Consider the following 11,760-nt stretch of genomic DNA (forward strand, 5'->3'; position numbering starts at 1 on the left):
AAGCGGGGCTGGCCGCAAGCCTACTCGCAGCAGGCGGTTCCACGAGAACCCGATGGCTTGCGAGCACAACATCGAGATCCCCATGCTGAAAGACATCGCGCAACGGTTCGTGCACAAGGCGCGGCCCTTCATGATTTTCGCCCTGGCGGCCACGCTGGCCCACTCCAATGCGGCAGCCGGCGTGCTGGTCGGCGGCACCCGCGTCATTTTCAACGAGAAGGACCGCGAGTCCTCCATTCCCGTCAAGAACACTGGCGTGTCCCCTTACGTCGTGCAGGCCTGGATCGATGCAGGCGAAGGCGCTGCCAAGGCGCCGTTCGTGGCAAGCCCGCCGCTGTCGCGGCTGGACCCAGGCCAGGAAAACGTGCTGCGCATACTGCGCCTGGCCGGCAATCTGCCTCTCGACCGCGAATCGGTGTTCTGGCTCAACGTCAAGGAAATTCCGGAAAAAAGCCAGGACGAAAACGTACTGCAGATCGCGGTGCGCACCCGCATCAAACTGTTCTACCGGCCGTCGGGCCTGGCGGGCAAACCCGGCGAACAGCGTCAGCAGTTGCAGTGGGCGGTCGCCGCCGGCGGCAGAGGCGCTGTGCTCAAGATCGCAAATCCGTCTGCCTATCACGTCACCTTCGCCACGCTGAACGTCAATGGCGGCCAGCAGGAGATCAACGGCGGCATGGTGTCGCCCGGCGGCACCCTGGAGTACCCCTTGTCCGGGCTGTCCGCGCCCAGGGACGTGGACGTCGTGTTCACGACCATCAACGACTACGGCGCCGAGACCCCCGAGGAAAGAGTCCGCGTACCCAGCGCCCAAGTTCCGGTCCACGTCAAGGCCGAGCCCGTCGCGCCTGCCGCAAGCCGTTAATGCCCGGAGCTCATGCAATGAATGGCGTATCGCAGGGTCGCATGCCCCCTTTCGCGGCATTGGCATCGCTGTTGCTGGGCCTGGCTTCCTTTTCCGCTCAGGCCGCCGAGCCGGCGGGCACGGTCTTCAATCAGGAGTTCCTGGGCACGGGCGGAGACCAGCCGCAGGCAGACTTGTCCATCTTCGGTTTCGGCAATAGCGTGCTGCCGGGCGAGTACCTGGCCGACGTGTTCGTCAACGATCAGTCCATGGGCGCGAGCCGAATCATCGTCGAAGTCCAGGAGGGCCTCAAGCAGCCCTCGGTCTGCCTGACCCGCGGCCAATTGGAGAACTGGGGCGTCAACATGGCCGCGCTGCCCGAATCCGCGGGCGCGGACGGCGCCTGCGTGGACCTGCCCGCGCTGGTGCAAGACGCCGCCGTGAATTTCGATGGCGGCAAGCAACGGCTGTATCTGAGCATTCCGCAGGCCGCGCTCAAGCGCGCGGCGCGAGATTCAGTCGACCCGTCGCGCTGGGACAAGGGCATCACCTCGGCCCTGCTGGACTATCAGCTCAATATGTCGCGCCAGGGCGGAGGCAACTCCTCCAACCGCGGCGCCGAATCGCCCTACGCGGCCTACGCCGGATTGCGCGGTGGCTTGAACTTCGGCGACTGGCGCCTGCGCCACGCCTCCAACTACAACCGCGGCACCAACGGTCGCGGTGAATGGCAGTCGCTGGAAACCAATCTGCAGCGCGACCTGCGCTCGATCAACGGCCAATTGCTGCTTGGCGACGGCAACACGCCGGGCAACTTTTTCGATAGCGTGCCATTCCGCGGCGTGCAGGTCTCTTCGGACGACTCCATGCTGCCGGACAGCATGCAGGGCTACGCGCCGACCATACGCGGCATCGCCCAGACCAATGCGCTCGTCACTGTCAGGCAGAACGGCTACATCGTCTACAACGCCTATGTCGCGCCCGGCGCGTTCGTGCTGGACGACCTGTACCCGTCGTCCTCCGGCGGCGACCTGGAAGTCACCATTACGGAGTCGGACGGGCGCCAGACCCGTTACGTGCAGGCCTATGCTTCCGTGCCAACGCTGTTGCGCGAAGGCACCTGGCGCTACAGCGCCACCGCCGGACGCTATCGCAGCGCCTCCGGCTCCGACGAGCGTGAACCCACCTTTGTGCAAGGAACGATCGCGCGCGGCCTGGGCCAGGAATTCTCGTTGTATGGCGGCATCACCGCGGCCAGCATCTATCAATCCGCCCTCGTGGGCGTAGGCAAGAATCTGCGCAGTTTCGGCGCGATTTCGTTGGACCTGTCGCACGCGCGCACCTCCACCGAGCGATTGAAAACGCAGGGCCAGTCCGTGCGCTTCCTGTATGCCAAATCCCTCGACGAAATCGGCACCAACTTCCGCGTCGCCGGCTATCGCTATTCCACCAGCGGCTACCGGACCTTCCGGGAAGCGACCGGCGTCGACGATTTCGAGCCGGGCTACAAGATGCCCAGCCGCCGCAACGAACTGCGATTCGAGGTAAGCCAGTCGCTGGGCTCTTGGGGTTCGGTCTACGCCTCGGCGCGCCAACAGTCGTACTGGCAGACGAATCAAAAGGAGCGGCTGATCCAGGTCGGATACTCCGGTTCCTACAGACAGGTCAGTTACAACGTCTTCGTCGACATGAACACCGGCCGCAGCGGTTCGAATGACCGCCGGGTCATGCTGTCGATGTCGATTCCGCTAGGCGCCTCGGGCAGCAGCGCCCACTACTCCCTGACCACCGGCAACAATGGCGAGACCAGCCACGCGGCCACCGTTTCCGGCTCCGCGTTCGAAGACAACCGGCTCAGCTACAACCTGACTGCGGCGACCTCCAACCAGAACGGCGTCAACAGCTCCGGCAACGCCTACTACTTGTCCAGGATCGGCCGCCTCGACCTGGGCGCGTCGCAGGGACGCAACTACAACCAGATCAACGCGGGCCTGTCAGGCGGCATCGTCGTCCATGCCGGCGGCGTGACGTTCGGCCAGCCTCTGGGTGAAACCGTGGCGCTGGTGCACGCTCCGTCGGCGGAGAACGTGCGCTTTGAATCGCATCCGGGCGTCAGCACCGATGCCAGCGGCTACGCCATCGTGCCGAGTCTGAGCCCGTACCGTTCCAACCGTCTGGCCATGCTCACCGCAGACCTGGGCGACACCGTCGAAGTCAAGAACGCGGCGGTGAATCTGGTCCCCACTCGCGGCGCGGTGATACGTGCCGGGTTTGAGACGGTGGTTGGCTATCGCCTGATGCTGACGCTGACCCGCAAGGACAACAGCGTGGTGCCGTTCGGCGCGCGCATCGACAACGAGGCGGGCCAGGAAATCGGCATCGTCGGGCCGGACGGCCAAGCCTTCGTGACCGGCGCGCAGCAGTCCGGAACGATGCGCATCGTCTGGGGCCGCGGCGCAGCCGACAGCTGTGGTGTGTCCTACACCCTGCCGCAAGAGGACCGCCCCGCTCCCATACGCGAAGTCGCCTACATGTGCCTGTGATGCCTGGCTTGGCGATTGCAAGCTTGAGGAATGAAAAACAAATGAAAGACTCTCGGATCAAGAAAAAAAGATGCGCTGCCGGCATGCTGGCACTGTCGTGCATGGCGTTGATGCTGGGTGCATATGCGCCGCAAAGCCTGGCAGCGTGCGCCCTGGGAGAAGGCATCGCCCGCAATGTGATCAACATCTCCTTGGGCAATATCGTCGTCCCGCCGGAAAAGGGACCGAGCAGGGTAGTGCCGATCGCGGACAGACGATTCCCCATCAGCCACAAAGGCAACGCGCTCCTCGTCTGCAAGGATGGAGGGGGAAAGGCGCTAGCGTCCCTGCACAAAGGTACGGTCGTAGACGATACCCACATCTATCGCACCAACATTCCCGGTATCGGCATACGCATCGGAATGCGACCGGGCGATCACGTCGGAACCTTCTATTTCCCGACGACCTGGTCCCTCTCCGGCACAGGCACGGAGACGACTATCGGCAACAAGGGCTGGATTCACGTCCAGCTCTTCAAGATCAGCTCCGACACCGGCAACGGAGCCCTGGAGGAAGGGACTTACGCCACGCTGTACGCGCAGGACGCGCCAGGGGACTCCCTGAAAGTGATACTCACCGGCAGGACCACGGCCATTGTCACTCCGTCGTGCACCGCCGCTCCCACTCCGCCCGTACAGCTGGGAAAGGTCTGGACGAACCTGTTCAGCTCGGTCGGCAGCACAGCAGCCGAACAACGCTTCAACATCAAGCTGAACTGCCGCGAGGCCAAACCCGAACTGAACGCTGTCTACCTGCGCATGGACGCAAAACCCCACGCGTCAGGCGCGCCCGGCGTGATCGCCTTGAGCCCCGACGCCAATTCCGCCACCGGCGTCGGCATCCAGCTCCTGGACAAGGACCGTCAGCCGGTCAAGTACGGCGACAGCGCCTTGGTCGGCATGTCCAAGGACGGCGTCTATGACGTGCCGTTCCACGTCCGCTACTACCAGACCGCAAACCAGGTGACGGCCGGCGCGGCGAACGGCACCGCCACCTTCACGCTTGAATACAAATGATCTTCCCAGCTTCCACGAACCACAGGCCATCGATCATGAAAAAGCCCGCATTCAACCACACCGTCCATGTCTGCGTCGAAGCCATAGAGCCAGCGGCGACGCTAGTCCAAGGGCTGGGCGACCGTGCCCAGATGGTGTGCCTGACCCAATCCGCGCTCCGCTTGCAGGAACAGCTGGCCGAACCCGGATTGCACTACGTCGTCATGCACGGCAGCGTGGAATGGCTGGCCGCCATGCTGGGCGCGCGGCGCGGCCCCTACGTCACCGGACTGGTGGTCATGATCACCGCCAACGATTCCTCCAATGCGCGGGCCGAACTGATATGCGCCGGCGCCGACGCCTGCCTGGCCTCGAACGCGGGCATCGACGAACTGCTGGCGGCGCTGAGCAGCCTGGAACGCCTGTCCTCGGCATTGCGTACTCGCCTGCAGCGCGAAGCCGCCCCCGCCGCCGACGCCCTGGCGCGGCAGCGGCGCGCCTTGACCGGCACAGTCGCGACAGTCCGCGTCACGCCGGTCCGGGAATGGGCCCTGATCGAAGCGGAGAAAACGCTGCGCGCGCCTGACAGCGCCGGCAAGATCGCGTTGAGCAACAAGGAATTTGCGCTGCTGTCGTGCCTGCGCGGGCATGACTTCCAGTACTGCAGCATTGCGGATCTGCACCGCGAAGTGTGGCCGGATGCGGCAAGCCGCCCCATCCACCTGCAACGCGCCATCGTCTCCAGCGTGGTCGGGCGGCTACGCCGACGGGCGCGCATGGCGGGAATCGAGCTGCCGCTGCGCACGAGCTATGGACAGGGCTACACCTTCGTCCATCCGCTGAACAACGCCAACTAGCGGCGACGCCAATCGCGACGCTGCAATGGCGGCGGTTGGCTCCCGATCAACGCGACCCTGCGCAAATTCGTATTTCTCAGATGCGGAAATCGATGTCTTCCGACTAAATTTCCCGCCCCCGCGCCATAAAGTATCCGTACTCGCCGGCCCGCGCAGATTCGAGCGCACAACCGACGGGTACGAGCCGCCTGGATATCGCCGCATTCGCGGCGTCGGGCCTTACATGAATCCCCAAAAAGATCGCTGCCTTCCGGATGCGCAAGGACCGTCCCGGTCCGACCCGCGCCCGGGACGGTCTCGATCGCCGCGGGCAAGCCTAGCTTCAAAGGAAATACAACATGAAACGCAGTCTCGTCGCCTCTCTCCTGGCCTCCGGAGCCCTGGTCTCCGTGCTCGCGCCGGTGCCCGCCCACGCGGTTGACGGCGTCATCAACTTCATGGGCGTTATCCGCGCTCCCGGTTGCGACATCAACGGCAACACCCCGGGCCTGGGCAACACGCAGACAGTGCAGCTGGGCACGCCCACGCCGGAGGAAGTCGGCCTGGGCAATGCCGTCGAAGCCGAGTTCCAGCTGAATCTCGCGGGCGGAGCAGGCTGCACCGACGGCCGGAAGGTCCGCATCATGTTCGACCCGACCAACGCCACGCCAGCGGGCAACCTGGCGCTGCTGGATGCCGACCGCGCGCCCAACGTCGAGATCCAGATCCGCAACAACGCGACCGGCAACACCGGCATCATTCCCATTGGCGGTTCGGAAACCACGCCGCAGGTCGCCACGGTCACGGGCAATCCGGGGACGGCGGAACTGAAGTACGCCGCCAAGTATGTCGAGGTCGGCGGCGCGGCGGGCGCTGGCTCCGGCGCGTCGAGCATCAAGTATCTGCTGTCCTACAACTAAGCGCGGGCCGGTCATGGCGTCGATAGCGCGCATCGTTTCATCCCTGGCTGCCGTCTGCGCCATGACCCTGTGTTCCTGGGCTACACCAGTCCGGGCCGGACTGGTGCTGCAAAGCACGCGCCTGGTCATCTCGCCGGATTCCCGCGACGCGACGCTGGCCATCCGCAACGCGGGCGCCGGTCCCGTGCTGGCGCAGAGCTGGCTGGACGACGGCAATGCAGACAGGTCGCCGGCGGACATGCGCGTGCCTTTCGTCCTGGCGCCAGCGGTCGTGCGGGTGGACCCGGACAGCGGCGCGGTGCTGAGGATCTCATACACCCGCGAGCCGCTGCCCGCCGATCGCGAGAGCCTGTTCTATCTCAACGTGTTGGAAACGCCGCCGCGCGATCCGAACGAAGCCAATGTGCTGATCTTCCAGTTCCGGTCGCGCATCAAGGTTTTCTTCAGGCCAGCCGCGCTGCGTCCTCACGTTCAAGCCGCGCCGGCGCTGTTGAGCTGGAGGCTGCGCGGACGCGCGCTGGAAGTCACGAACCCGACGCCTTATTACGTCTCCTTCGCCAGCGTCGATCTGGTCGCAGGCGACAAGCGCACCGTGCTCGATGGCGGCATGGTCGCGCCATTCGACAAAGCGCGCTTCGAATTGCCGTCCCGCGCGGCCAAACCCGCAGGCCGGGTCTCGGTCGAGTACGAGGTCATCACCGACTACGGCGGAACCACGAAGACAAAGCAGGCCGTTACCGAGTAAAGGCGCGGCGCAGCTTGCGCCCGCGAACCACAGAGCTGACACGTCCCGATGGAAAATCTACACGCAAGGGCTTGCCCCCGCTTGCCAGACCCCGCTCGTCCAGCGAATCGGCGCCAGGCGGCGGAAAGGCTCGCATCCGGTCTTGCCGCCGCGCTGGCGGTCTGGGTCGCTCCCGTACAAGGCAAGCAGGCGTTCTTCGACCCGCAGATGATGTTCCAAGGCGCAGGCGGCACGACCATCGACACGAGCCGCTTCGAGCGCGGCAACTTCATGGAGCCCGGCCGGCACAAGCTGGACGTCTACGTCAACGGCCAGTGGCGCGGCGTGGAGGAGGTCCCGTTCCGCCTCCTGGCCGGCAGCGCCAGCGCCACGCCGTGCTATGACAGCGCATTGCTGGCGCGCCTTGGCCTGGACGTCGACAAGGCCGCGCGCGGCGAGGGCATGCTTGCGCTATCCTCGACCGCAGCCTGCGGCGAGCTGTCGCGCTACGTGCCCGGCGCGCAGGTCAAATTGGAGGTGGCCGAGCAGAAGCTCTATCTCACCGTGCCCAAGTATTATCTGCGCCTCTCCACGCCCGGCGCCTACGTGGATCCATCGAACTGGGACTTCGGCGTGACGGCGGCGCGGCTGAACTACAACAGCAACCTCTTCACCTCTGAAAGCCGCGGCATGCGCACCACGCGTGGCTATGCGGGCCTGAATGCAGGCGTCAACGTGGGCGCGTTCCGGCTGCGCCACTACGGCAGCGCGACCTGGTCGCCGGGCCATGGCGCGAACTATCAGCGCGGCTATACCTATCTGAAGACCGACGTACCGGCGTGGAAGTCGCAGCTGTTGATGGGAGAAAGCTCCACCGACGGCGACCTGTTCGACTCCGTATCGTTCCGGGGCGTGCAGCTGGCCAGCGACGAACGCATGCTGCCCAGCGCGTTGCGTTCCTACACCCCAGTTGTCCGCGGCACGGCCAACAGCAATGCCCAGGTGTCGGTGTACCAGCGTGGCTACCTCGTCTACGAAACCACCGTGGCGCCCGGCCCTTTCGCGCTCGAAGACCTGCAGGCGGCGGGATATGGCGGCGACCTGGACGTGCGTATCGTGGAGGCGGACGGCAGCGCGCGCAGCTTCGTCGTGCCCTTCGCCACCACCGTCCAACTGCTGCGGCCCGGCACCAGCCGCTACAGCCTGACGGCGGGGCGGGCGATAGATCTGGGCATGGGCAGCAGTTCGCAGTACTTGCTGCAGGGCACGTTCAAGCGCGGGCTGGGCGACATGTACACGGGTTACGGCGGTCTCGCTTTCACCCGGCACTATGGTTCCGCGCTGGCCGGCGCCGCGGTGAACACCGCGCTGGGCGCATTCGCGGCCGACGTCACGCTATCCCGCGCCGAGCTTCCGGACGAAGGCACGCGGACGGGCGCCAGCTACCGCCTGTCGTACAGTAAGAACCTGCCCAATAGCGGCACCAACTTTTCGCTCCTGGCCTACCGCTATTCCACCAGCGGCTTCGTGGGCTTGCGCGAGAGCATCGCCCTGCAAGGCGCGCCACAGCGCTACCGCTGGTTCGGCGACGTGGGCCGCACGCGCGGACGGCTCGACGCCAACATAAGCCAGCAGCTTGGCGTCAACGGCGGAAACGTCTATCTGTCGGGGTCGGCCATCCAATACTGGCAAGGCCATGGCAACACCATCAACTTCGCGCTGGGCTACAGCAACCGTTGGCGCGACATTTCCTATTCCTTCGGCGTGCAGCGCATGCAAAACCTGGCCACCCGAAATTCGTACCGGGGCGGCGGCCGCGACAACTCCACACTGGTCACCGTGAACCTTTCGATTCCCCTGGGCCGGGCCGAGCGCGGCGCTCCCATGCTCAACAGTTACTACAGCGCCGATTCCCGCGCCGGCGCCAACTTCACCACCTCGGTCGCGGGCTCGATGGGCGAGTCCGACCAAGGCACCTATTCGGTATCCGCCTCTCATGCCAGCCGCGAGAACGCCAACTCGGCAAGCGCAAACATCGGCTACCGCCTGCCGCAGTCCTGGGTGGGAGCGGGTATTTCGCAGGGAGCGGGTATTTCGCAGAGAGCGGGCTTCCGCCAGGCATCGCTGAACGCGTCGGGCGGCGTGCTTGTCCATGCTGGCGGAGTGACCTTCTCGCAGACGCTGGGGGAAACGGTCGCGCTGGTACGCGCCGACCACGCGCAAGGCGCGCAGATCGGCTACGGCGGCGACCGCCTGGACGCCCGCGGCTATGGCGTCGTCGCCAGCCTGAGCCCCTACCAGCTCAACACCGTCGACATCGATCCGCGCGGCATCCCCGACGACGTGGAGCTGCAGGCCAGTTCGCGCAACGTGGCGCCGCGCGCCGGCGCAGTCGTGCTGCTGTCCTACCCGACCCGCGTGGCCCGGCCGGTGCTGATCGATGCCCGCCAGGCCGACGGCGCCGCGCTGCCCTTTGGCGCGGAAGTGCTGAACGCCGCCGACGGCAAGCCGGTGGGCGCGGTGGGTCAGGGCAGCCGCATCGTCATGCGGGTGGAACAGGATCAAGGCCGCGTCATCGTGCAGTGGGGACCGGGGCTGCAGCAGCGCTGCGCCATCGACTACGCCCTACCCGAGCGCGCGCGGCAGCGCGCCCGGGGTTACGATGAGCTTTCGCTCACCTGCGCGCCGATGCCGGCGGACGGCGGCAGGCCCACGGGCCCCGGCCCGCTGGCGCGCCGATGATGGGCCTGCTGCGCGCATGCGCACCGCGCCTGACCGCCGGCCTGCTGATGGCCTGCATGGCAGCCTGGGCGCATGCGGACCTGACCGTGGTTGGCACACGCTTCATCTATCCAGCGCAAGCCAGGTCGCTGACGATACGCACCAGCAACTCGGGGCAGACGCCCATCCTGGTGCAGACCTGGCTGGACCAGGAGCAAGCGCAGGCGCGCACCGATCCCAGCAAGCTGCCCGTCCCTTTCGTGCTGACGCCCCCGGTCTACCGGCTGGATGCCGGGGAGCGCAAGGCGCTGGAGCTGCGCTACACGGGCGAACCCCTGCCGGGCGACCGCGAATCGGTGTTCTGGATCAATTTCCTTGAAATCCCTTCGCTGCAGCCGTCGCGCCGCAACCAGTTGCAGCTGTCGTTCCGGCTGCGGATGAAGGTCTTGTTCCGTCCGCCGGCGCTGCAAGGCGATCCTCGGGAGGCCCCGGCGCAAGTCGCGTGGAAGTACCGGCGCTCTGGAGACGCCGCTGCGCCATGGCAGCTGGAAGCGCACAACCCCACCCCTTTCCATGTGTCGCTGGCACGGCTGGAGCTTCCCGCCGCGGCGGGCGTACAGCGCCTGGACGGTTTGACCGTGCCGCCGTACGCCACCTCCCGGTTCGCGCTACCCGCCAGCCATCAACCCCAGGCGCACGCAAGCACGCTGCGCTACGAGGCCGCCGATGACGCCGGCGACCTGATCCACGGCGCGGCAGCGCTCGCAGCCGCAAACTGAGTCCAAGCCGATCCCGGCATCCAGGAGTACACCCTGATGAGCAAGCTCCCTATCCCCGCGCGCACCCATGCGATCGACAAGCCTGCACGGGCCGCCCTCCTCCTGCTGGCCGCCGCGATGGCATTGCCGTGCGCCCCGGTTCGCGGCGAACTGGTCATGAACCGCCCTGCCATCCACTGCAGCCAGTCGAACCAGGCCGGCGGCCCCTGGCGTGAAGTCTCGCCGCTGACCAGCTCCTCGCAGATTGGCGATGTGCTGTTCGAGCGGGGCGCCGGGCTTTTCAACAATTTCCAGCTTGGCTCGGGCGTGGGCGCAGGCGTCCTCCACGAATTGGTTGCGGCGGCGCAGTGGGGTCCCAACGCAGGCGTGGCCGCCGACGGCACGGCGCAGACAAACGTACCCGGCATCGGGCTGCAGGTATCCGTCATGGGCGCGGACGGCGTCGAAAGACGGATCAAACCCGGCGCGCTGCCCGTGGTCATGGATAAGCGTCCCGTGTACTACGACACCGCCGGGTCCGCGTCGCAGAAAAACTCCACCGTCACCGAGTACGTCCAGCGCCTGGTACTGACCGACGCCGCGGCCAACCTGCCCAGCGGTGAACTGAAAGTGACCGGCGTGGACCCCAACATCACGCTGATGCTCTATGCCGTCAACTACCAGCAGGGCGCGGTGGGCTACGGCGAGGCCATCCAGAACTTTCCCGTCTGGACACCGGGCATTACCGGCGTCTGCGGCAGTCTGCCGTTTTCCTACCAGGGCACCGGCGTCATCGGCATTGGCGGTGGCACGGGGGTAATCGTCCCCAACAAATGCGAGGTCGGCGCCTACCGGACGATCCCAGTCTCGCTGGGAGACCTGCCCCTCTCGCTCTTCGATACACCGGGAGCCACCTCGCCAGCCAAGGAATTTTCCATCGTGCTCACCCAATGCAGCGCCTCGGCCAAGCCGACCATTACTTTTGCCGACAAGTACGGCCCCAACACCGATCCCCATGTGCTGAACCTGAAGCCCGGCTCCGAAGCCGCCGAGGGCATAGGCATTGCCATGATCAACGATACCGGCAAAGTCCCGGTCCGCTTCGGCGCCGCGTATGACATGCAGCGCGTCGGCGACCAGGCCGTGCTGATGCTGCGAGCCCACTATGTCCGCACGGCGCCGGTCGACGGAGCGGTCAAGGCCGGCATCGCCGATGGCAGCGCGGAGTTCACCTTCGAGTTTCCCTGAGGCCAGGGCGCCTCATGCCAACAGGGCCATGGACGCGCGCGTCCATGGCCCTGTTCATGCACTGTCGATCAACGCTCGACAATCCCGTAGTTCAAGCCCACCGGCGGCACCAGGGATGCCAGCCCCAACGTG

Annotated in this window: 9 protein-coding genes; all 9 read left to right on the forward strand. The window is 66.0% G+C overall.

Annotated features, from left to right (window positions below; genetic code table 11):
• Positions 1-52 precede the first annotated feature (52 nt).
• The 9 genes from IB259_RS23370 to IB259_RS23410 all read left to right on the forward strand — a co-directional run bounded on the left by IB259_RS23370 (position 53) and on the right by IB259_RS23410 (position 11,628).
• Positions 53-865, forward strand: a complete 813-nt coding sequence (locus IB259_RS23370) for a molecular chaperone (RefSeq protein ID WP_192330214.1) — start codon at positions 53-55, stop codon at positions 863-865.
• A gap of 17 nt (positions 866-882) precedes the next feature.
• Positions 883-3,387, forward strand: coding sequence for a fimbria/pilus outer membrane usher protein (locus IB259_RS23375; RefSeq protein ID WP_054457687.1), 2,505 nt, complete (start codon positions 883-885; stop codon positions 3,385-3,387).
• A gap of 41 nt (positions 3,388-3,428) precedes the next feature.
• Positions 3,429-4,442, forward strand: a complete 1,014-nt coding sequence (locus IB259_RS23380; protein WP_192330216.1) for a fimbrial protein — start codon at positions 3,429-3,431, stop codon at positions 4,440-4,442.
• Between the two features lie 35 nt (positions 4,443-4,477).
• The gene (locus tag IB259_RS23385; protein ID WP_175160813.1) at positions 4,478-5,278 is read left to right on the forward strand and encodes a winged helix-turn-helix domain-containing protein; all 801 of its coding nucleotides are present in this window, start codon (positions 4,478-4,480) and stop codon (positions 5,276-5,278) included.
• 338 nt (positions 5,279-5,616) lie between these two features.
• Complete coding sequence (locus IB259_RS23390) at positions 5,617-6,177, forward strand: fimbrial protein (RefSeq protein ID WP_175182041.1); 561 nt, start codon at positions 5,617-5,619, stop codon at positions 6,175-6,177.
• A gap of 13 nt (positions 6,178-6,190) precedes the next feature.
• Positions 6,191-6,922: a molecular chaperone gene (locus IB259_RS23395; protein WP_225596921.1), complete on the forward strand. Its 732-nt coding sequence runs from the start codon at positions 6,191-6,193 to the stop codon at positions 6,920-6,922.
• An 81-nt stretch (positions 6,923-7,003) separates the two neighbouring features.
• A complete protein-coding gene (locus IB259_RS23400; protein ID WP_192330218.1) occupies positions 7,004-9,643 on the forward strand; it encodes a fimbria/pilus outer membrane usher protein in 2,640 nt (879 codons plus the stop codon).
• Positions 9,640-10,401 (forward strand): molecular chaperone, encoded by a 762-nt coding sequence (locus tag IB259_RS23405; RefSeq protein ID WP_225596922.1) that lies wholly within the window; start codon positions 9,640-9,642, stop codon positions 10,399-10,401. The genes IB259_RS23400 and IB259_RS23405 overlap by 4 nt, the downstream gene beginning before the upstream one ends.
• A gap of 36 nt (positions 10,402-10,437) precedes the next feature.
• On the forward strand, positions 10,438-11,628 hold the full coding sequence (locus IB259_RS23410; protein ID WP_192330220.1) for a fimbrial protein: 1,191 nt from the start codon (positions 10,438-10,440) through the stop codon (positions 11,626-11,628).
• Positions 11,629-11,760: the final 132 nt, after the last annotated feature.

It is taken from the genome of Achromobacter sp. ACM04 (assembly GCF_014851465.1).
GTDB lineage: Bacteria > Pseudomonadota > Gammaproteobacteria > Burkholderiales > Burkholderiaceae_B > Achromobacter > Achromobacter aegrifaciens.

Bases quoted from the DNA above. Each gene is read 5' to 3' on its own strand.
- IB259_RS23405 (WP_225596922.1), top strand. From the start codon at position 9,640: ATGATGGGCCTGCTGCGCGCATGCGCACCGCGCCTGACCGCCGGCCTG.
- IB259_RS23375 (WP_054457687.1), top strand. From the start codon at position 883: ATGAATGGCGTATCGCAGGGTCGCATGCCCCCTTTCGCGGCATTGGCA.
- IB259_RS23370 (WP_192330214.1), top strand. From the start codon at position 53: ATGGCTTGCGAGCACAACATCGAGATCCCCATGCTGAAAGACATCGCG.
- IB259_RS23385 (WP_175160813.1), top strand. From the start codon at position 4,478: ATGAAAAAGCCCGCATTCAACCACACCGTCCATGTCTGCGTCGAAGCC.
- IB259_RS23380 (WP_192330216.1), top strand. From the start codon at position 3,429: ATGAAAGACTCTCGGATCAAGAAAAAAAGATGCGCTGCCGGCATGCTG.
- IB259_RS23395 (WP_225596921.1), top strand. From the start codon at position 6,191: ATGGCGTCGATAGCGCGCATCGTTTCATCCCTGGCTGCCGTCTGCGCC.
- IB259_RS23390 (WP_175182041.1), top strand. From the start codon at position 5,617: ATGAAACGCAGTCTCGTCGCCTCTCTCCTGGCCTCCGGAGCCCTGGTC.
- IB259_RS23410 (WP_192330220.1), top strand. From the start codon at position 10,438: ATGAGCAAGCTCCCTATCCCCGCGCGCACCCATGCGATCGACAAGCCT.